The organism is Roseovarius lutimaris, from assembly GCF_900115165.1.
Lineage (GTDB): Bacteria > Pseudomonadota > Alphaproteobacteria > Rhodobacterales > Rhodobacteraceae > Roseovarius > Roseovarius lutimaris.
The window spans coordinates 116,625-135,664 of sequence record NZ_FOVP01000014.1 but is presented as its reverse complement, the minus strand read 5'-3'; the positions used below and the strand labels follow the sequence as shown (position 1 = coordinate 135,664).

The following is a 19,040-nucleotide window of genomic DNA, read 5'->3' as shown; positions in this document are numbered from 1 at the left end:
TTGGCTTCTTCGGCGCGCAGAACCACGCGCCCATCCGACACCGGGGCGCCGTAAGAGCGAAGCAATGCTTTCGCCTGATACTCATGGATGTTCATGAAATTGTCCCGTTTTGCTACGATTGGGACAGGTATAGGCATATATTTAAGGCCGCATTAAACGGTTTCTTCCGAATTGCGGATTTTTCGGCAATTTTTCCGTTTTTGTGATCACACGTTTTAACCCTGTGATCACAAAATTGAATTGCTTTGGATGCAGAGGCTTGAAAAGAATCGGGGCCGAATGTGATCCGGCCCCGTTCGATACTGTGTTTTATGGCGATCAGGCCAGCGAGGGGTCGATTTCCTTGCAGGCCTTGACCAAGCCTTTGACCGCATCGACCGATTTGTCGAACATCGACTGTTCGTCCTTGTTCATCTTGATGTCGATGACTTTTTCAATACCGCCCGCGCCGATCACGGTGGGAACGCCGACATAGAACCCGTTCAGACCAAGGGCGCCGTCCACATAGGCCGCGCAGGGCAGAACACGTTTCTGGTCTTTCAGATAAGCCTCGGCCATTTCGATGGCGCTGGTGGCCGGGGCGTAGAACGCCGATCCGGTTTTCAGCAGGCCAACGATCTCGGCGCCGCCATCACGGGTGCGCTGAATGATGGCATCGAGTTTGTCCTGTGTGGTCCAGCCCATATCAACCAGATCCGGCAGCGGGATGCCGCCAACGGTCGAATAGCGGGCCAGCGGCACCATGGTGTCGCCGTGGCCGCCAAGAACAAAGGCGGAAACGTCGCGCATCGACACGCCGAATTCCAGCGACAGGAAATGGCGGAAGCGCGCGCTATCAAGAACGCCCGCCATGCCGCAGACCTTTTCATGCGGCAGACCCGAGAATTCGCGCAGCGCCCAGACCATCGCATCAAGCGGGTTGGTGATGCAGATCACAAAGGCGTCGGGCGCGTGGGCGGCAATACCTTCGCCGACCGATTTCATCACCTTGAGGTTGATTCCCAGAAGGTCATCGCGGCTCATGCCGGGCTTGCGGGCGACACCGGCGGTGACGATGCACACATCCGCGCCAGCGATATCGGCGTAGGATTGGGTGCCGCTCAGGGTTGCGTCGAACCCTTCCGCAGGGCCGGATTCGGCGATGTCGAGCGCTTTGCCTTCGGGGGTGCCTTCGGCGATGTCGAAGAGGACGATATCGCCCAGTTCCTTGAGCGCGGCGAGATGGGCGAGGGTGCCGCCAATCTGTCCGGCGCCAATCAGCGCAATCTTGGGTCTGGCCATCGGATGTATCTCCAGTCGGTTGAAAAGTTGCGCTTCGGCCTAGTCTTATTTTTTGCCGCTGGCAAGGGTGCTGCGACGCGGCAAAATCCGGGGGTTGGGGTGTCGCGCCGGTCGTGGGGCGGCTAAAGTGCTTGCGCAGGCGGGATTTACGGGGTGCAGACCATGGGGTTTGATGTCTTTGCAATTGCTGTGTTCGCGGCGCTGTTCGCGGGCATTTCAAAGGGTGGGTTTGGCTCTGGCGCCGCTTTCGCGGGGGCGGCGATTCTGGCGATCATGATCTCGCCGGGCGTGGCCTTGGGGATCATGCTGCCGCTTTTGATGCTGATTGATCTGGCCAGTTTGCGCGCCTATTGGCGGCAATGGAGCGGTCGCGATGCGGCGCTTCTACTCGTTGGCGGTCTGCCGGGGGTGGCGCTTGGGGTGCTGCTGTTTCAGCGCACCGATGCGGATGTCCTGCGGCTGTTGATCGGGGGAATCGCGATTGGCTTTGTGCTCTGGCAGCTTGCGATGCGGGCCGGTCTTTTGCGCCGGGCGGCAGGGGCAATGCCGGTCTGGGGTGGGGCGCTGGCCGGGGTGGTCGCAGGCTTCACAAGCTTTGTCAGCCATGCCGGCGGGCCACCGGCCGCCGTGTACCTGCTGTCGCGCGGCCTTGATAAAACCCGTTATCAGGCGACAACGGTGCTTGTCTTCTGGGTGTTCAACATCACCAAGGCGGTGCCCTATGGAATGCTCGGCCTGTTCACCCGCGAAACGCTGTTGTTCGATCTGGCGCTGGCGCCCTTTGCGCTTTTGGGGGCGTGGATCGGCGTGCGCGCTCACCGGATCATTCCGGAGCGCGTCTTTTTCGCAATCACCTATATCTTGCTGGCCATGACCGGGGCCAAGCTAATCTGGGACGGCCTGACTTAGGCGTCATTGCCAAGAGCGGGCAGGCTCTCGGCCATCGCCTCGAAGGCCTGACCGCTGGCGACAAGACAGGTGATACCATTGGTGCCGGTCACGGTGATGGTCCAACTGCCGGATTTGTCCGAGGCAAACACCTCGATCACGGCATTGTTCGCCCCAAGCCCCATGGATTGCCGGGTTTCGCCATAAGAGCTTGCCAAACGCTCGAGGACGGCATCGCGCGGCGCACAATTGGCCAGTTGTGCAAGCGCCGGCTCGCCCCAGAATACCGCAATCGCAGCGGCGCTTGTCAGAAATCGTTTGATCATCGTCATACCCTTTTTCGGTGGTGGGGTCCCTGCCGTCACATGAGAAGGATGCGGGTTCAGAGGTGAAAAGATGGTTAATGGCCCGCCCCGGCGCGCCAAAGGGGATGAAAAGGTGATCGGGTGCTGCGATGCGGCGAGAAAGGGCTTGAACATTTTCGCCAAAAAATGCCATTCCTGCGCAAGATTATTACAAAATAGAATCTACGCGAGGGCAGATCCATGGACAGCAGCATGCACCCCTACCGTTCGGTGCTTTATATTCCCGGCTCGAAAGAGCGTGCGCTTGACAAGGCGCGCAGCCTGCCCACCGACGCGATCATCTTTGACCTTGAGGATGCCGTGGCCCCCGATGTCAAGGCCGAGGCCCGCCAGACCCTTGTCGAGGCGCTGCGTCAGGGGGGCTATGGCAAACGCTCCAAGATCGTGCGGATCAATGCACTGACCACCGAGTGGGGGCTGGAGGATGCCCGCGCGCTGCGCGATGCGGGAGCGGATGCGATCCTGTTGCCCAAGGTCAATACCTCGTCGGATATCGACAATCTGTCGGATGTGATCGGCAGCGATCTGCCGATCTGGACGATGATGGAAACGCCGGTGAGCGTGTTCAACGCCCGCGAGATTGCATCGCATGCGCAGGTGGCCGGCCTTGTGGCGGGAACCAATGACCTTGCCAAGGATCTTGGATGTCGCACCCGCGCTGATCGCCTTCCGCTTATGACCGCGTTGCAGATGATCGTGATGGCGGCACGCGCGGCGCGGGTTATTACGGTGGACGGGGTCTATAACCGGTTCCGTGACGGTGACGGGCTCAAGGCGGAATGCGAGCAGGGGCGAGACCTTGGCTTTGACGGCAAGACCTTGATTCACCCGGCGCAGGTCGAGATTGCCAATACCGCCTTTGCGCCGACAAATTCCGAGATTGAACTGGCCGCGCGCCAGATCGCCGCCTATGAAGAAAGCCGCGCCTCGGGTCAGGGGATCGCGGTGGTCGATGGGCAGATTGTTGAAAATCTGCATGTTGTGGCGGCGCAGCGTATCCAGGCCAAGGCGCAGGCGATTGCGGAAATGGCAGCGGAGTAACCTGCGATGATATATCTGATCCTTGGTCTTGCTCTCTGGGTGGCGGCACATCTTTTCAAACGGGTGGCCCCCGATCTGCGCGCGCGGATGGGCAATGCCGGCAAGGCGCTGGTTGCTGTCGGTGTTCTGGCCGGTCTTGGCCTGATGATCGTGGGGTACAAACAGGCCGAGGTCGTCAATCTGTGGTTCCCGCCGACATGGACAGTGCATCTTAACAACCTTTTGATGTTGGTTGCGGTGTTCGTCTACGGGATGAGCGCGACAACCGGTCGGCTGCGCGGGCGCATGCGCCACCCACAGCTGACGGCGGTCAAGATCTGGGCCGTGGCGCATTTGCTGGTCAATGGCGATCTGGCTTCGGTCGTCCTGTTTGGTGGGTTGCTGGGCTGGGCGGTGCTTGAGGTGATCGTGATCAACCGCTCGCAAGACTGGGTGCGCCCAGAGCCGGGCCCGGCGAAAAAGGATATCATCCTGGTGATTATCACGCTGGTGATGTTTGCCGTGATCGCGGGCATTCACATGTGGCTTGGCGTATCGCCGTTTTCGGGGTGAACAACATGAAACTTTATCGGTTCCTATCGGGTGATGACACGTCGGCGTTTTGCCACAAGGTCACGGCGGCGCTCAACAAGGGCTGGGTTCTGCATGGCAGCCCGACCTATTCCTATGATCACGCCAATGGCGTCATGCGCTGTGGTCAGGCAGTGGTGAAAGACACCGAGGGCACCTATACGCCCGACATGAAACTAGGAGAGCAGTAAGCATGGCAAAGACCAATCCGGGCCGGTTTTTCGAGGATTACACCCTTGGCGAAACCATCCAGCATGCCGTACCGCGCACGGTGTCGGGGGGCGAGCGCGCGCTTTATCACGCGCTTTATCCGGCGCGCCATGCGCTTTATTCCTCGGATGAATTTGCCCGTGCCTCTGGTCTGCCCGCAAGCCCGGTTGACGATCTGGCGGCGTTTCATCTGGTGTTTGGCAAAACCGTGCCCGACATCTCGCTCAATGCGCTGGCCAATCTTGGCTACGCCGAAGGGCGCTGGCGGGTGCCGGTCTATCCCGGTGACACGCTAAGCGCCTCCTCAGAGGTGATCGGCCTCAAGCAGAATTCGAACGGTAAATCAGGCGTGGTCTATGTGCGCACCACGGGCATCAATCAGCGCGGCGAGGTGGTTATCGACTATATACGCTGGGTGATGGTGCGCAAAGGCGACCTTGATGCGCCCGCCCCCGAAACGGTGATCCCCGATCTTGCGCCGGCTTTGGCCGCCAGTGACCTTACGATTCCACAGGGCCTTGATTTCAGCACCTATGATTTTGCCCTTGCGGGCGAGCGGCATCGCTGGGGCGATTACGCGGTCGATGAACAGATCGACCATGTCGATGGCGTGACCGTCGAAGAGGCCGAGCATATGATTGCCACGCGCCTCTGGCAGAACACCGCCAAGGTGCATTTCGACGCTGGCGCGCGCGACGACGGCCGCCGTCTGATCTATGGCGGGCATGTGATCTCGATGGCACGGGCGCTAAGCTTTAACGGTCTGGCCAACGCCCAGATGGTGGTCGGGCTGAACGGCGGCGCGCATGCCAATCCCTGTTATTCCGGCGATACGATCAAGGCCTGGTCCGAGGTGATCGACAAGGCCGAGACATCCGCGCCGGGTGTTGGTGCACTGCGGCTGCGGCTTGTGGCAACCAAAGGCGGTGCGCCGTTCACGCTTAAGGGGGCGGATGGCAAATATCTGCCGCATGTGATGCTTGATCTGGATTACTGGGCGCTTATCCCGCTCTGATCCGCAAAACCCGGCCCCAATTGCTCCTCTCCTGTTTTGTGTGTGTTAAATACAGGAGAAGGAACACGGTGGTACGTGCCGTCAGGCGCTCAGGCTGTTGAGGATATAAAAGATCACCGCAGACATCGCGGCGGCGGCGGGCACCGTGATGACCCAGGCCGCGATGATGGTCATGAAATGGCTGCGGCGCACTAGCTTGCGGCGGCGGCGTTCCTCGGCGGCGATTTTCAACTTGGGCGCAACGGGCATGTTCTTGTGCCGCCGACGTTCCATGTGCCATTCACGGAAAAATCCGACGCCAAAGACGCCCCCAACGGCGATGTGGGTTGAACTGACCGGCAGGCCAAGCCAGCTTGCCACGATCACCGTGATCGCCGCCGAAAGCGCCACGCAATAGGCGCGCATCGGGTTGAGCTTGGTGATCTGGCTGCCGACCATGCGGATCAGTTTCGGCCCAAACAGGAACAGGCCAAACGAAATCCCAAAAGCGCCGATCACCATGACCCACATCGGAATGGCCACATTGCGGGCGAAATCACCAGCCTCGGCGGCATGGACGATAGCGGCCAGCGGACCCACCGCATTGGCCACATCGTTGGCGCCGTGGGCAAACGACAGCATCGCGGCGGAAAACACCAGCGGCAGGCCGAACAGAACCTTGACCGACTTGTTGCGGTTTTCCAGCCCCTCGGATTGGCGACGGATCATCGGGCGGGTGATGACATAGGTCACCAGCCCCAGCACAAGCCCGATGATAAGGGCGGTCTGCATGTCGATCTTGATGAGTTTCTTGAATCCCTTGAGGGCCAGATAGCTGGTAAAGGCCGCGGCCATGATGGCCACCAGAATGGGCACCCATTTGCGCGCGGCGGCGATCTTATCTTCTTGATAGATGATGCGGCTTTTGATCAGCGCCAGAAACGCTGCGGCAATGACCCCGCCCAGCACCGGCGAAATCACCCAACTGGCGGCGATTGCCCCCATCGTCGGCCAATTGACGGCGGCAAAGCCGGCGGCGGCGATGCCGGCCCCCATGACCCCGCCCACCACCGAATGCGTGGTCGAGACCGGCGCGCCGACCTTGGTGGCCAGATTGACCCAAAGTGCGGCACTTAAAAGCGCGGCCATCATCGCCCAGATAAAGGTTTGGATTTCGGCCATGCCCGAGGGGTCAATAATGCCCTTGGAAATGGTCGAGACCACGTCACCCCCGGCCAAAAGCGCGCCCGCGCTTTCGAAAATGGCGGCAATGATGATCGCACCACCCATGGTCAGCGCATTTGCACCAACGGCCGGCCCCATATTGTTGGCGACGTCATTAGCGCCAATGTTGATCGCCATATAGGCGCCGATCACCGCGGCCGCGACGACAATAACGTTAACTGGAGAGGCATGAAAAAACAGGGCGGCGGCAAGGCCGGCCAATATCATGAAGGCAAGCGCGATGCCCGGTCCCACCAACGGGCGCGAGACATAGGCCGCAGCATATTCGACCTGAGAAATCCGTCCCAGGTCGCGGTCAAGGGTGGTCCAGTGTTTGCTGTCTAGTTTGTCGGCCATGGATCGCCCCCGGATTCTACGCGCGTATCAAGCGGGTACTGGGGACGGCCCGTTGTTTCAACGGTTTTTGCCTCAAGTTCGCAGATTTAGGTCAGATTTGCCTTAGAATGTCACGCAAACCTGGTTCATTCACCAGATTGGCGGCCTCGGCGGGGCTGAACCACTGGCGCTTGCGTTCGCTTACCTCGGGGTAGGTATCCTTGAGCTCATCGACCTTGACCTTGAATACCTTGGCCTCGACAGGGGTTTCATAGCCTGCGTCGATCCATTTTTCGTACTCAAAGCTGCCGACGGATTCCGCAGTATGGGCAAAGGCCTTGACGCCGGCTTCTTCCCAGGCCTCCTGCAAGGCGGCTTCGATCGCGTTAAGGCCGTCGATCGGCCAGCCCTTGGGCACAATCCAGCGACCGGTGCCACGGCTGGTGATCAAAAGCACCTCTTTGCCGGGGTTGTTTTCACGGTAACACAGCGCCGCGACCTGAAGTCGGCGCGGGCGACGCAAAATTGGCTGGACCAATTCGGTCCATGTTTTCTTAAATCCGTCTGTCATGTCCAAGTTCAACCTGCTCGTCTTTTTGTTTTTCTTAGCGACTGAATATAATGTATATTCAAAATATTACAATTCACACCTGTGTTTAAAGGCGTTTCACCGGGGTTTTCGCGGCTTGGCGCGTAGGGTAGGGTCGGCCTTGGTCGGGTCCTCGGGCCAGGGGTGCTTGGGATAGCGTCCGCGCATGTCCTTGCGCACGTCGGCGTAGGAATTGGCCCAGAAGCCGGGGATATCCAGCGTCGTCTGGACCGGCTTGTGCCCTGGCGACAAAAGCGTCACCCGCAGCGGTGTGCGCCCGACCATCGGATGGCTGATCTGGCCGAACAACTCTTGCAGGCGTAGGGCGATTTCCGGGTGTTCGCCACTGTAATCAATCGGAATTTTGCGCCCCAGGGGGGTGGTGAACGCGCCGGGAACCTTGCGGTCAAGCGCCTGCATCTGGTCCCAGCTCAGCCGCGCGCGTAGGGCCTCCAGCATTTCGAACCGCTTCCAGTCCTGTGCGGTTTTGACCCCCTTGAGATAGGGCAAAAGCCACTCCTCAAGGCTGTCGAGCAGGGCGGCGTCGGACATGTCGGGCAAATCCTCGCCCGCGTCGCGCATCAGCGACACCCGCGCCACAAACCGGCGCGCCGGGTCCGACCAGTTCAGCCCGAGATCGCGCACCCCGCCGAGCATGGCGCGGGCAATTGCCTCGGGCGGTGCGTCTTTCCAGTGGCGGTCATCAAGCAGCAAAGCGCCAAAGCATTCCTGTTGCCGGGCAATCACGCGACGCTCGCGCCGCGACCAGTCGCAGACATCACGCCAGGCGATCTGATCGGCGTAAAGCCCGCGAATTTCACCCTCGGAAATCTGGATCGCCTGACGAATACGGGCCTCGCGCGGGTCGCCGTCAAGATCGGTGGCCACGATCAGCCGGGCCGCGGCCAGCGTGTCATCCTCGGGCAGGATCGCGCCCTTGCCGCCCGAAAGCACATAGCGTGGCTGATCGCCCTTGCGGCGCAACCCGATGCGATCGGGATAGGCAAGGGCGGCCATTTCGGCGTCGCTCATCGCGCTCTTGCCTGCGCGTCTCGCTTGGCGGGCAAGGCGCTTGGCCTCGGTCTTGATCCGCTCGACGGCGCCGCGATTGGCGACATGCGGCGAGCGCTCAGAGTAGCCGCGAAAATCGCGAATGGCCGCCAGCCGGAGCGTCAGATCCACCGGCGCGCCACGTGCCAGCGGATCGCGGTCGGCCAGCAGGGCGGCCATCGGCGCGGCCTCGGGCCCTGCGACCGCAAGCATATGCGCCAGACGCGGATGCAACGGCAGCGCCGCCAGAGTGCGGCCATGATCGTTAATACGCCCCTCGGCATCAAGCGCGCCCAGCATCGCCAGCAACGCCTGTGCCTCGCCAAAGCTGGCGGGGTTGGGCGGCGTCAGAAACGGCAAATCCTCTGGTCCGGCCCCCCAAAGCGCAAGCTCAAGCGCGAGGGCGCTCAGGTCGGCGGCCTCGATCTCGGCCGGGGGAAAGGGGCGAAGCGCGCCGTCTTCGCCCTTGGTCCAGAGCCGGTACGCGGTGCCCTCGGCCACCCGTCCGGCGCGCCCGGTGCGTTGGCTCGCCTCGGCGCGCGTGACCGCTTCGGTCACCAGCCGCGACATGCCCGATCCGGGATCGAACCGCGCGCGCCGTGCGCGTCCGCCATCAACCACCACGCGGATATCCTGAATCGTCAGCGAGGTTTCGGCAATCGCCGTGGCCAGCACCACCTTTCGACCCTGCGACGCGGGGGCAATCGCGGCCCGTTGCGCGGCAAAATCCATCGCCCCAAACAGTGGGCGAATCTGACAATCGGACGGCAGACGGCCCTTTAACTGCGCCTCAAGGCGGCGAATTTCACCCTCGCCGGGGGCAAACACCAGAATGCCGCCGGTGGTCTCACCCGCAGCGCGCGCCACCAGATCGGCAAGCGCCACTTCGAACCGTCTGCCTTTCGGCAAGGGGCGCTCAAGCCAGCGGATTTCCACCGGATAGCTGCGCCCTTCAGAGGTGATCACCGGCACGTCGCCCATAAGCGCTGCCACCGGCTCGGCATCAAGCGTCGCCGACATCGCCACAAGCATCAGATCGTCACGCAGCGCGCCCGCCACCTCAAGGCAAAGCGCCAGCCCGAGATCGGCGTTGAGCGAGCGTTCGTGAAATTCGTCAAAGATCACCGCGCCGACGCCCGAAAGCTCGGGGTCGGATTGTATCATTCGGGTCAGGATGCCTTCGGTGACCACCTCGATCCGGGTTCGGGATGATATTTTCGCCTCGCCCCGAATGCGATAGCCGACGGTTTCGCCGGGCTGTTCGCCCAGGGTCTGTGCCATCCGCTCGGCAGCGGCGCGCGCGGCAAGGCGGCGCGGTTCAAGCATCAAAATTCGGCCCTTGGTAAGACCGGCGCGCAAGATTTCAAGCGGCACGACCGTGGTCTTGCCCGCGCCCGGTGGCGCCTGTAAAACCGCACGCCCACAGGCCCGCAACGCATCAAGCAGCGGGGCAATCGCATCGTGGATGGGCAGTCTGGGCGTCATTCCTGCCTTATCGGCCATCGCGGCGCGGAATTCCATAGCCCCCGCATCTGGACAAGCCCGCCCCGCCCAAGGCATGTAAGGCGCAGGACATTGATCACTGAACAGCGGGCCACATGCATGGATATTTCAGACCTCAAAAACCAGATCGTTGCCGGTGATCGCCGCGCCCTGTCCCGCGCGATTACCCTGATTGAAAGCACGCGCGTCGACCACCGTGAACAGGCGGCGGCCCTGATAGAGGCGCTTAAATCGGCGGGGCGCGAGGCCATTCGCATCGGTCTTTCGGGCACGCCGGGGGTTGGTAAATCCACCTTCATCGAAAGCTTTGGCATGATGTTGACCGCGCAGGGGTTGCGGGTCGCGGTGCTGGCGGTTGACCCAAGCTCGACCCGGTCGGGCGGCTCTATTCTGGGTGACAAGACGCGGATGGATCGCCTGAGCCGCGACCCGAACGCCTTTATCCGCCCGTCGCCAAGCCAGTCGCATTTGGGCGGCGTTGCCCGGCGGACCCGCGAGGCGGTGCGTCTTTGCGAAGCGGCAGGGTTTGACGTTGTCCTGATCGAAACCGTCGGGGTGGGGCAATCCGAAACCGTGGTGGCGGAAATGTCCGACCTGTTTATCCTGTTGCTGGCACCTGCGGGGGGGGATGAATTGCAGGGGGTCAAGCGCGGGATCATGGAAATGGCCGATATCATTCTCGTCAACAAGGCCGATGGAGACCTGAAACCGGCGGCCATGCGGACCTGTTCGGATTATGCCGGCGCGCTCCGGCTGTTGCGCAAACGCCCGCAGGATCCCGAGGGATTTCCCAAGGCGACAACGGTTTCGGCGCTTCAGGAAGAGGGGCTGCGCCAGGCCTGGGACGAGATGATGACATTGGTCAATTGGCGGCGCGAAAGAGGGCATTTTTCCGGGCGGCGGGCTGAACAGGCGCGCTATTGGTTCCGCGAAGAGGTGCGTCAGGGTCTTTTGGCCCAGTTGGACACGCCCGACGCCCGCGCCGTGATGCAGGAGTATTCAGAGCGTGTGGCAAAAGGAACGATGACACCGACAGTGGCCGCCGTAGAGGTTCTGAAAAAGGTCTGACCCTGACCTGCGATTGTCTATTTCTTTACAGGGGTTTGCATATATACGCCCTCGGGCAGATCAAGTGCAGAGCCAAGATCACGCAGTTGCGCCATCGACAGGGTGATCACATGGGTTTGATCGGTGCGCGGATCGTATTGCTGGACCGTGACGCATTCCTCAAAGGCATTCACGATCACATCTTCGCCTAAGGGCGCAGGCCCCTCATCGACCAATGTGATCACGGTTGCGTCGAATTCATGCTCAATCGAAAACATGACCCGATCCTAGCGGCTTGGCGGGTCTTTGCAAGCCCACAGGTCAAGATCGCGCAAGGGGCTGTCAGTAAGATGAAACCCTGCTAAACACCGGTGCAAGAGCGTTGGATAATGAGGTGCGTGATGCGTTTGATCCCCATTCTTGGCCTGCTTGCAATGGCGGGCTGTGTGTCGACCGTCGAGCCCGGGCAGGTAAGCCGTCCGGCGCCAACGCAGGCCGTTCAAAAAGCGCCCTCGACGCCGACGCGTGATAAGCTTCAACAGTTTCAAAGCGTTGTTAACACGGTAGAGCCGGTTGCAGAACGCGAATGCCGTGCGCGCACCTCGGGGGCGAATTGCGATTTCCGGATTGTCGTGGACGACCGCAAAGGCCAGCCGTCCAATGCCTATCAGACCGTTGATAAATCCGGGCGCCCGATTCTGGCGTTCACGCTTGCGCTGATTGCCGATGTGGGCAACCGTGACGAGCTTGCCTTTGTGATGGGGCATGAGGCCGCGCATCACATCGAGGGGCATATCCCGCGCCAACAGCAAAATGCCGCGACCGGGGCAATCCTGCTTGGCGGGCTTGCGGCGCTCACCGGGGCTAGTTCGACGGTTGTGGATCAGGCGGTCGATATTGGCGCGGGCGTCGGCGCGCGCAGCTATTCCAAGAATTTCGAGCTTGAGGCAGATGCACTTGGCACTGTGATCACCAAGCGGGCGGGCTATGACCCGGTGAGGGGCGCGCAGTTCTTTACACGCATACCCGATCCCGGTGATCGATTCCTTGGGACGCACCCGCCCAATGCACAGCGCATCGAAACCGTGCGGCGCGTCAACGCCGGGCTGTAACATGCGGCAATTGCGCGGTGTGATCAACGACCGGGGCTCAAGCTATGCGGTCTCGGGCGGCGCCGTGCGCAGCCGCAAAGAGGTCGAGGCCTTTCTGAAAGATCTCAAGCGCGACAAGAAATTCGCCAGGGCGACGCATAACACCTGGGCGGTTTTGTTGGCGGATGGCACCGCCCTCAAGGGCGATGACGGTGAATCCGGCGCAGGTATGGTGATTTTGCGGATGCTGGAGCGCGACGATCTGCGCGATCATGTGATCGTGGTAACCCGTTGGTATGGCGGCAAAAAGCTTGGCGGTGACCGGTTTCGCCATGTGCAGGACTGCGTGCGCGCGTATTTTGATGAACGCGCCGCTTGATCTAGGTCAAGGTCAAAAATCGCAAAGCTCCGCATCTTGCGTCCAGCAACAGGAGAATGTCCATGCAAAGCACCAGCACGTTGAAACGTCACGCCGACCTGGTTGACCGGATGGCCAACACTCTGGGTGTGGACCTGGAGGAAAAGATGATGGCCGGGCAAATGCGCCCCGGTGTCCTGAGTGATGCGGTACTCGCCTGCACTGGCTGCGCCAATCCCGAGGCCTGCGGTCATTGGTTGGCGGCACAAGGCGCGGTCGTCGAGCAAGGCCCGGACTACTGCCGCAACGGAGATCTGTTCGCGCTTCTGAAAGCGGGCAAGCAGGCCTAGACGCAGCTTACGCTGCGCGGTGCCAGGGTGATCGAGGCACGCTGTTCAGGGCGGCGTTCAAAGTGTTATCGCCAAAGCGCCGGAAATTCCGAGGAAAAAGCAGGCCGAGGCCACCGCGACAAACACATGCCAGATCGCATTGGCAAAGCGCAGGTTTTCCCACGCATAAAATACCACACCCGCAGTATAGAGGATACCGCCCGCCAGCATGAGCCAGAGGCTCGTGCTGGGCAGGATATCCATCAACGGTACAAAAAGGGCCACCCCGAACCAGCCAAGCGCCACATAGGGCAGCCACCCGGTGGTCATCTGGCCCCGTTTCGCCAAGAGTTTGGCCGCGGCCCCAATCAGCGCCAGCACCCAGACCAACGCCAGGATGACATAGCCAAAGCCAGTGCCCAAAAGCACGCTAAGTGGCGTGAAGGTGCCCGCAATCTTAAGGTAAATCGCCGCATGATCCAGACGCCGCAATATCGGGCGCGCGGTGGTATGGGCGGCAAGATGATAGGTGGCCGAGGCGGCCAGCATCAGGATCAAAGCGCCGGAATAGACGATGGTCGAGGCCAGCGTGACCCCATCCATCCGCAGCGCCCACATGGCAAACAGAAAGCTGACCCCGGTAATCGCGGCGGCAAGGCCCAGGATATGAACCGCGCCGTCGGCCACACGTTCGGCCCGGGAATAATCTGGATAAGACATATCAATCATCACTCCTGTTTGGCAGGAAAACCTTAACAAAATCATGATGCCAGAGATTTTTGGCTTTTATAGGGTGACGTTGCGGCAATTGCGGCGCTCGCGCGCAAGGTGCCGGGCGTAAAGCCGGGGCGCAAGAAGGCGGTTATAGATCACCCCGGCGACCTGTCGCAGACCCGGCAGCGCCACCACACGCGCCAACAGCCGATAGCGTGGCATCGCCGCCCAGAGCATCACGAACGCCTCAACCCCCGACGCGATGCGCCCGTCGCGGCGCACATGCAACCGGCGGGCGGCGGCATCGGCACTTATCCCCCAATGCTCAAGCGCATGGCTGTTGAGGTCATGAAACGTGATCGGCAGGGTGTGGCGCGCAGCATAGCCCGCATAATGGTCGATCTCGGCCCGACAGACCGGGCAACGGGCGTTATAGAGAACTTCGGTTTCGCTGGTCATGATGGGCCTCCTTTAGGATGGGAGGTAGGGCGATGTGGGATCAAGGATAGGGTGCATATACCCCCCCAGAAGCCCGCCCAAGGCTCAGCCCGTAGGGTGGGTGAAACCCACGCGTGTCAATCGTGCCAAACCTTGAATTTGTGACGGTGACATTGGTGAAATCCCAAGTCCGGGGCGCTTGCGACCCGGACAGCGCCCGACCCTCCCCACGGGAGGGCGCTTCGCACCCACCCAGGGCCGGGCGCTGTCCTTTGTTGGGGAGGCACATGTGATTGCAAACGTTACGCCAACTTAAGAAGGCTTGTGTTTCACGTTGATCTTTCTAGTTTAGCGGGAGCGCAAGTCTCGTGTAATTGACAGTGTTCCAAGGATATATTTATGACCGATTTTTTTAAGGATGCGTTGAAGGCTTGGGAGGACCGAATCCGAAGCCCCTTCCTTGGATCAATTGGCATTGTTTTTATTGTTTGCAATTGGAAGCCGATCTTTTATTTGCTGTTCGCAGATAAGCCAGTTAGGGCAAAGTTTCTGTTTGTTGATGCGAACACCACTTCTGCAACGCTGCTTTGGAAGCCGATAATTATTGGTGTTCTGCTCGCACTTGCAACGCCGTGGCTCAAACTGTTTGGAGCACGGTTGGCGAAGGTGCCAACTTCACTGCTGAATGACCTTCAGGGCGATATGGCGAGCAAACGGCGAATAAACGATTTCAGAAAGTCGGCTGGCGAAGAGAATGCAAAGGCTGAACTGGAAGCTGCACAAGAGAAAAGAAAGATAGCTGCCGCGCAACGTTTAGAAGATGCAAAATCTATTGGAGATGATGACGTCGTAGAGGAACTCGTGAGCGAGCGAATAGCTCAGTCCAATCGGATAAGTGAAGCGAATGAAATAGATGAAATTCGAGACACACTGAGCCCCGTAGCCGCGACAATCATACTTGAACTTGGCAGGGTCCAAAGTGGAAGAGTTACACAACGTGATCTCCTCCAAGATGCGCATTTTCTGCAAGAATTATCTAAAGTACTTCCCAGCTATAATCATACGCGCGCGGAAGTGGAGACACGGGAGGGCCTCCAGCAGTTAAAGGCAAGCAAAATAGCGTCCAGTGATATTGAGGACAAGTGGAGATTAACAAAGATCGGTTACGAACTCTTTGATCACCTTGTTAAAGCGAATTAGTCCTTATTGCCCCCCACAAATCATACTCCCCCGCCTCATCCACCACAACCTGAACGATATCCCCGACCGACAGCCCGTCTGTCCCCTCATCAATAAACAGGTTCCCGTCGATCTCGGGCGCGTCCGCCTTGGTGCGGCAGGTGGCGATGCCGTCGTTGTCGATGTCGTCGATGATCACCTCGATCCGCCGGCCGACCTTGGCGGCAAGCTTGGCCTCGGAGATCGCCTGCGCCTTTTCCATGAAGCGATCCCAGCGGTCCTGTTTGATCTCGCTGGCCACGTGATCCGGCAAATCGTTGCTGCGCGCGCCGGCGACGTTTTCGTATTGAAAGCACCCGACGCGATCAAGCTGCGCCTCGTCGAGCCACTCTAGCAGGGTCTGAAACTCAGCTTCAGTCTCGCCCGGATAGCCGACGATAAAGGTCGAGCGTAGCGTCAGGTCAGGGCACACAGAGCGCCAGGCGGCGATCTCATCAAGGGTGCGCGCGGCGGCCGCAGGGCGGGCCATACGGCGCAGCGTTTCAGGATGGGCATGCTGGAACGGGATATCGAGGTAAGGCAGCACGAGCCCCTCGGCCATCAGCGGAATGAGGTTGCGCACATGCGGATAGGGATAGACGTAATGCAGCCGCACCCAGGCCCCGAGCGCGCCGAGATCGCGCGCCAGATCGGTGATATGGGCGCGATGACCGTTCGCCTCGGCATGTTTGATATCGACGCCATAGGCACTTGTGTCCTGGCTGATTACTAAAAGCTCTTTCACCCCGTTCTCGACAAGCTTTTCGGCCTCGCGCAGCACCGCATGGGCCGGGCGTGACGCAAGGCGGCCACGCATGTCGGGGATGATGCAGAACTTGCACTTGTGGTTACAGCCCTCGGAGATCTTGAGATAGCTATAATGGCGCGGTGTCAGGCTTACGCCGGATCCGGGCAGCAGGTCGATGAATGGGTCGGGCGAGGGCGGCACGGCGGCATGCACGGCATCAAGCACCTGTTCGTATTGGTGCGGCCCGGTGACGGCAAGGATACGCGGGTGATGCTCGCGGATATACTCCGGCTCGGCCCCGAGACATCCGGTGACAATGACCCGCCCGTTTTCCGCCAGCGCCTCGCCGATGGCCTCAAGGCTCTCGGCCTTGGCGCTATCGAGAAAGCCGCAGGTGTTGACGATCACCGCATCCGCCCCGGTGTAATCGGGCGAGATGCCATACCCTTCGGCGCGCAGCCGGGTGAGAATGCGTTCACTATCCACAAGCGCCTTGGGACAGCCCAAAGAGACCATGCCGATGGTCGGCTGACCGGCGCGGGGATGCTCTGTGATGCGGGCGCGCGCCAGATCGGGGCGCAGATCGGGTGGGTTCTGTGACATGGGGGCGTCATAGCGGGTGCGCGCGCCAGAGTGAAGAGGATGTGGGAAGAGGATTGCGAGAGGGCGCCCGGTTGCGTGAGTGCAAGTTGCGCGTGGCCGAACGGATGCGCGCCTTTGGCCCGGTGGATGGGACACATCGGGCTGTCTTTGGTTCAATTCCCGCGATGTTACGTCAGGTTTGGGATTTCTTCTTTCGCTGGATGTTTGGCTATTGGCATCAACCAGCGTGGGCGTTGGTTTGGGCCGCAGGTATCTAGGCTCTTGCCTTTCTGCTTTTCGGCAGCGTCGATACCGCCGGATAAATGGTGCCGAATTCGGATGTGATTTTGATCTCGGCTGATTGGCTGGCACCGCCGTTCTGACAGGGCTGGTGGGGCGCAAGGAATAGCGCATTCCCCAAAAGCGGTTGCCCCCGTAGGTGTCGGGGGCCTACACTTGTTGCATCAGAATAATAGGGGTGTGCCATGCGTTGGGTGTTTCGGCTGATCGGGCTGTTGATTGTGATCATCGTGGTCGCTGTGGGGTCGCTTTTCCTGTTGCCGGGCGACCGGATCGCGCGGATCGCGGCGGATCAGATCAGCAGTGCCACCGGTCGCAAGGTCACCATGCAGGGCGACACCAAGATCAGCTTTTACCCGGTTCTGGGCGTCAGCACCGGCGTGGTCGAGGTGGCCAATGCCGACTGGTCCGAAGCGGGCCCGATGCTGCGCGCCGACAGCCTTAAGATCGGGGTCGAGCCGAACGCGCTATTTGGCGGCGATATCCGGATCACCGGGCTTGAGATGGTGAACCCCGCAATCCGGCTTGAACGCGCCGCCAATGGCCGCGTCAACTGGGAGCTCGGGGTTGACGGCGTGGCGCAATCGGGGCAATCGGACGGCGGCGCGCCTGCGCAATCCAAGCGGCTTGCGCTGACGCTTGACCGGGCTCTGATCACCGGCGCATCGCTGATCTATACCGATCATGGCAGTGGCGAGGTTCAGGACTTTCGCAACATGGATTTCGAGCTTCGCTGGCCAAGCTATGACGGCACCGCCACGTTTGAGGCCACCCTGCGCCCGGCGGGCGAGGCGGTGCGCATCAATGGCCAGCTTGATCAGGTGGGACAGTTCCTTGACGGCGCGGTGACCGGTGTTGCGGCCAATCTGACATCGCCGGGCGGCAGCCTTGGTTTTGCCGGGCGTGCCGGTTTGCAGCCACAGCTTGAGGGCCGCCTTGACGTCGATATCGCCAGCACCTCTGGCTTCATGGCGGGGCTTGGCCTTGGGGCGATTGACGTGCCTAAAGGGTTTGGCCGCAGCATCAAAGGCAGCAGCCAGATCACCCTGACTGAAGACATGCGCCTGTCGTTGCGCGACCTTGCGCTTGCGCTTGGCGGCAACCAGATCGCGGGTGGGGCGGATATCGCGCTTGGCGAAACCGTGCCACGGATCAATGCACAGCTGAACGCCGGGGCGCTTGACCTGTCCACGCTTGCCGGGGCCGATAGCAACGGCGGCAGCGGCGGCGATGCGGGCTGGTCGAAAGCGGCGATTGATGCCAGTGCGCTTGCGCTTGCCAATGGCGAGGTGGCGCTTGTCGCCGATAGTGTCAATCTGGGCGATCTCAAGCTTGGCAAGACCCGCACCCTGATGACGCTTGACCGGTCGCGCGCGGTCTTTGGCCTGCGCGAATTGCGCGCCTATGAGGGCTTGATCACCGGTGAATTCGTGGTCAACAACCGCTCTGGCCTGTCGGTGGGCGGCACTATGAACGTCAGCGCCATCAACCTTGAAACATTCCTGACCGATGCGATTGATGTGAGCCGGTTTTCCGCACGTGGCGACGCCAGCCTGAGTTTTCTGGGATCCGGGCCTTCGGTTGATGCGATCATGAATAGCCTGAGCGGCAATGGTTCGCTCAAGACCGGGCGCGGGGTGATCAGCGGCATTGACCTTGATCGGTTGATGCGCTCGGGCGACATGACGGGCGGCACCACGGTGTTTGACGAGATGAGCGCCAGCTATACGATGGACAAGGGCAACCTGTTCAACACTGACCTGTTGATGAACCTGCCGCTGGCCAAAGCCACCGGCACCGGCCGTGTCGGGCTTGGGGCGCGCGATATTGATTACCTGTTCACGCCGGTTCTGCTTGAGGGCGAAAACAGTCGCGGGCTTGCGATTCCGGTGCGGATCAGGGGGCCCTGGGCCAATCCACGGATCACGCCCGACCTTGAAAAAGCGATCGACATGAACCTCAAGGAAGAGCGCAAGAAGCTTGAAACCAAGGCCAAGAAAGAGATCAACCGCGCGGTCGAGAAAAAGCTTGGCGTGACCGTGGAGGAAGGCCAGTCGATCGAGGACGCGGTGAAGGAAAAACTTGAGGACAAAGCCAAGAGCAAGTTACTCAAACTGTTCAAGTAAGGCCGGTAAGGGCATCCGGTCGCGCGGGCGGGTTTGAG

At 60.6% G+C, this 19,040-nt stretch carries 20 protein-coding genes; 11 read left to right on the top strand and 9 right to left on the bottom strand.

Annotated features, from left to right (window positions below):
* Positions 1-318: 318 nt before the first annotated feature.
* Positions 319-1,281: a malate dehydrogenase gene (gene mdh, locus BMZ91_RS13425; protein WP_092839776.1), complete on the bottom strand. Its 963-nt coding sequence runs from the start codon at positions 1,279-1,281 to the stop codon at positions 319-321.
* A gap of 162 nt (positions 1,282-1,443) precedes the next feature.
* Here mdh and BMZ91_RS13420 point away from each other — a divergent pair, with 162 nt between their 5' ends.
* Positions 1,444-2,190, top strand: a complete 747-nt coding sequence (locus BMZ91_RS13420; protein ID WP_092839772.1) for a sulfite exporter TauE/SafE family protein — start codon at positions 1,444-1,446, stop codon at positions 2,188-2,190.
* Here the strand turns inward: BMZ91_RS13420 and BMZ91_RS13415 are convergent.
* Complete coding sequence (locus BMZ91_RS13415; RefSeq protein WP_092839838.1) at positions 2,187-2,495, bottom strand: hypothetical protein; 309 nt, start codon at positions 2,493-2,495, stop codon at positions 2,187-2,189. The two genes, BMZ91_RS13420 and BMZ91_RS13415, sit on opposite strands and share 4 nt — an antisense overlap.
* Before the next feature lie 219 nt (positions 2,496-2,714).
* Between BMZ91_RS13415 and BMZ91_RS13410 the strand changes: the two genes are divergently transcribed.
* Genes BMZ91_RS13410 through BMZ91_RS13395 form a run of 4 tightly spaced genes read left to right on the top strand, consistent with a single transcriptional unit; the run spans position 2,715 to position 5,370 of the window.
* Complete coding sequence (locus BMZ91_RS13410) at positions 2,715-3,575, top strand: HpcH/HpaI aldolase/citrate lyase family protein (protein WP_092839769.1); 861 nt, start codon at positions 2,715-2,717, stop codon at positions 3,573-3,575.
* Positions 3,576-3,581: 6 nt separating this feature from the next.
* Complete coding sequence (locus tag BMZ91_RS13405) at positions 3,582-4,127, top strand: NnrU family protein (RefSeq protein WP_092839766.1); 546 nt, start codon at positions 3,582-3,584, stop codon at positions 4,125-4,127.
* Positions 4,128-4,132: 5 nt separating this feature from the next.
* Positions 4,133-4,336, top strand: coding sequence for a DUF1737 domain-containing protein (locus tag BMZ91_RS13400; RefSeq protein ID WP_092839835.1), 204 nt, complete (start codon positions 4,133-4,135; stop codon positions 4,334-4,336).
* 2 nt (positions 4,337-4,338) lie between these two features.
* Complete coding sequence (locus BMZ91_RS13395) at positions 4,339-5,370, top strand: MaoC family dehydratase (protein WP_092839763.1); 1,032 nt, start codon at positions 4,339-4,341, stop codon at positions 5,368-5,370.
* Between the two features lie 81 nt (positions 5,371-5,451).
* Here the strand turns inward: BMZ91_RS13395 and BMZ91_RS13390 are convergent, their stop codons facing one another.
* From BMZ91_RS13390 to hrpB, 3 genes are all read right to left on the bottom strand, one after another.
* A complete protein-coding gene (locus tag BMZ91_RS13390; protein ID WP_092839761.1) occupies positions 5,452-6,930 on the bottom strand; it encodes an inorganic phosphate transporter in 1,479 nt (492 codons plus the stop codon).
* Between the two features lie 91 nt (positions 6,931-7,021).
* Positions 7,022-7,480 (bottom strand): NUDIX hydrolase, encoded by a 459-nt coding sequence (locus BMZ91_RS13385; RefSeq protein WP_092839757.1) that lies wholly within the window; start codon positions 7,478-7,480, stop codon positions 7,022-7,024.
* A 96-nt stretch (positions 7,481-7,576) separates the two neighbouring features.
* Positions 7,577-10,033 (bottom strand): ATP-dependent helicase HrpB, encoded by a 2,457-nt coding sequence (gene hrpB, locus BMZ91_RS13380; protein WP_092839833.1) that lies wholly within the window; start codon positions 10,031-10,033, stop codon positions 7,577-7,579.
* Between the two features lie 117 nt (positions 10,034-10,150).
* On the opposite strand from hrpB, the gene meaB reads away from it, so the two are divergent.
* Positions 10,151-11,119 (top strand): methylmalonyl Co-A mutase-associated GTPase MeaB, encoded by a 969-nt coding sequence (gene meaB, locus BMZ91_RS13375; RefSeq protein WP_092839754.1) that lies wholly within the window; start codon positions 10,151-10,153, stop codon positions 11,117-11,119.
* Positions 11,120-11,136: 17 nt separating this feature from the next.
* Here meaB and BMZ91_RS13370 read toward each other — a convergent pair whose 3' ends face one another.
* Entirely contained in the window at positions 11,137-11,376 is a 240-nt protein-coding gene (locus BMZ91_RS13370; protein WP_092839751.1) for a hypothetical protein, read from the bottom strand.
* 123 nt (positions 11,377-11,499) lie between these two features.
* On the opposite strand from BMZ91_RS13370, the gene BMZ91_RS13365 reads away from it, so the two are divergent.
* The 3 genes from BMZ91_RS13365 (at position 11,500) to BMZ91_RS13355 (ending at position 12,897) form a co-directional block, all read left to right on the top strand.
* Positions 11,500-12,210: a M48 family metallopeptidase gene (locus BMZ91_RS13365; RefSeq protein WP_092839748.1), complete on the top strand. Its 711-nt coding sequence runs from the start codon at positions 11,500-11,502 to the stop codon at positions 12,208-12,210.
* A gap of 1 nt (position 12,211) precedes the next feature.
* Positions 12,212-12,568, top strand: coding sequence for a YigZ family protein (locus tag BMZ91_RS13360; protein WP_092839746.1), 357 nt, complete (start codon positions 12,212-12,214; stop codon positions 12,566-12,568).
* A 62-nt stretch (positions 12,569-12,630) separates the two neighbouring features.
* Positions 12,631-12,897, top strand: a complete 267-nt coding sequence (locus BMZ91_RS13355; protein ID WP_092839743.1) for a DUF6455 family protein — start codon at positions 12,631-12,633, stop codon at positions 12,895-12,897.
* Between the two features lie 57 nt (positions 12,898-12,954).
* On the opposite strand, the gene trhA is transcribed toward BMZ91_RS13355, so the two are convergent.
* Complete coding sequence (gene trhA, locus BMZ91_RS13350; RefSeq protein WP_342741951.1) at positions 12,955-13,596, bottom strand: PAQR family membrane homeostasis protein TrhA; 642 nt, start codon at positions 13,594-13,596, stop codon at positions 12,955-12,957.
* 66 nt (positions 13,597-13,662) lie between these two features.
* The gene (locus BMZ91_RS13345; RefSeq protein ID WP_092839737.1) at positions 13,663-14,049 is read right to left on the bottom strand and encodes a thiol-disulfide oxidoreductase DCC family protein; all 387 of its coding nucleotides are present in this window, start codon (positions 14,047-14,049) and stop codon (positions 13,663-13,665) included.
* A gap of 378 nt (positions 14,050-14,427) precedes the next feature.
* Here BMZ91_RS13345 and BMZ91_RS13340 point away from each other — a divergent pair, with 378 nt between their 5' ends.
* Complete coding sequence (locus BMZ91_RS13340) at positions 14,428-15,228, top strand: hypothetical protein (protein ID WP_092839734.1); 801 nt, start codon at positions 14,428-14,430, stop codon at positions 15,226-15,228.
* Here BMZ91_RS13340 and rimO read toward each other — a convergent pair.
* Positions 15,215-16,597 (bottom strand): 30S ribosomal protein S12 methylthiotransferase RimO, encoded by a 1,383-nt coding sequence (rimO, locus tag BMZ91_RS13335; RefSeq protein ID WP_092839731.1) that lies wholly within the window; start codon positions 16,595-16,597, stop codon positions 15,215-15,217. The two genes, BMZ91_RS13340 and rimO, sit on opposite strands and share 14 nt — an antisense overlap.
* Before the next feature lie 464 nt (positions 16,598-17,061).
* On the opposite strand from rimO, the gene BMZ91_RS13330 reads away from it, so the two are divergent.
* Entirely contained in the window at positions 17,062-19,002 is a 1,941-nt protein-coding gene (locus BMZ91_RS13330; protein WP_092839728.1) for an AsmA family protein, read from the top strand.
* The last annotated feature ends 38 nt before the right edge of the window (positions 19,003-19,040 follow it).

What these genes read in the sequence shown, in the direction of transcription:
- mdh (WP_092839776.1), bottom strand. Translation starts at nt 1,281, where the DNA reads ATGGCCAGACCCAAGATTGCGCTGATTGGCGCCGGACAGATTGGCGGC.
- BMZ91_RS13420 (WP_092839772.1), top strand. Translation starts at nt 1,444, where the DNA reads ATGGGGTTTGATGTCTTTGCAATTGCTGTGTTCGCGGCGCTGTTCGCG.
- BMZ91_RS13415 (WP_092839838.1), bottom strand. Translation starts at nt 2,495, where the DNA reads ATGATCAAACGATTTCTGACAAGCGCCGCTGCGATTGCGGTATTCTGG.
- BMZ91_RS13410 (WP_092839769.1), top strand. Translation starts at nt 2,715, where the DNA reads ATGGACAGCAGCATGCACCCCTACCGTTCGGTGCTTTATATTCCCGGC.
- BMZ91_RS13405 (WP_092839766.1), top strand. Translation starts at nt 3,582, where the DNA reads ATGATATATCTGATCCTTGGTCTTGCTCTCTGGGTGGCGGCACATCTT.
- BMZ91_RS13400 (WP_092839835.1), top strand. Translation starts at nt 4,133, where the DNA reads ATGAAACTTTATCGGTTCCTATCGGGTGATGACACGTCGGCGTTTTGC.
- BMZ91_RS13395 (WP_092839763.1), top strand. Translation starts at nt 4,339, where the DNA reads ATGGCAAAGACCAATCCGGGCCGGTTTTTCGAGGATTACACCCTTGGC.
- BMZ91_RS13390 (WP_092839761.1), bottom strand. Translation starts at nt 6,930, where the DNA reads ATGGCCGACAAACTAGACAGCAAACACTGGACCACCCTTGACCGCGAC.
- BMZ91_RS13385 (WP_092839757.1), bottom strand. Translation starts at nt 7,480, where the DNA reads ATGACAGACGGATTTAAGAAAACATGGACCGAATTGGTCCAGCCAATT.
- hrpB (WP_092839833.1), bottom strand. Translation starts at nt 10,033, where the DNA reads ATGACGCCCAGACTGCCCATCCACGATGCGATTGCCCCGCTGCTTGAT.
- meaB (WP_092839754.1), top strand. Translation starts at nt 10,151, where the DNA reads ATGGATATTTCAGACCTCAAAAACCAGATCGTTGCCGGTGATCGCCGC.
- BMZ91_RS13370 (WP_092839751.1), bottom strand. Translation starts at nt 11,376, where the DNA reads ATGTTTTCGATTGAGCATGAATTCGACGCAACCGTGATCACATTGGTC.
- BMZ91_RS13365 (WP_092839748.1), top strand. Translation starts at nt 11,500, where the DNA reads ATGCGTTTGATCCCCATTCTTGGCCTGCTTGCAATGGCGGGCTGTGTG.
- BMZ91_RS13360 (WP_092839746.1), top strand. Translation starts at nt 12,212, where the DNA reads ATGCGGCAATTGCGCGGTGTGATCAACGACCGGGGCTCAAGCTATGCG.
- BMZ91_RS13355 (WP_092839743.1), top strand. Translation starts at nt 12,631, where the DNA reads ATGCAAAGCACCAGCACGTTGAAACGTCACGCCGACCTGGTTGACCGG.
- trhA (WP_342741951.1), bottom strand. Translation starts at nt 13,596, where the DNA reads ATGTCTTATCCAGATTATTCCCGGGCCGAACGTGTGGCCGACGGCGCG.
- BMZ91_RS13345 (WP_092839737.1), bottom strand. Translation starts at nt 14,049, where the DNA reads ATGACCAGCGAAACCGAAGTTCTCTATAACGCCCGTTGCCCGGTCTGT.
- BMZ91_RS13340 (WP_092839734.1), top strand. Translation starts at nt 14,428, where the DNA reads ATGACCGATTTTTTTAAGGATGCGTTGAAGGCTTGGGAGGACCGAATC.
- rimO (WP_092839731.1), bottom strand. Translation starts at nt 16,597, where the DNA reads ATGTCACAGAACCCACCCGATCTGCGCCCCGATCTGGCGCGCGCCCGC.
- BMZ91_RS13330 (WP_092839728.1), top strand. Translation starts at nt 17,062, where the DNA reads ATGCGTTGGGTGTTTCGGCTGATCGGGCTGTTGATTGTGATCATCGTG.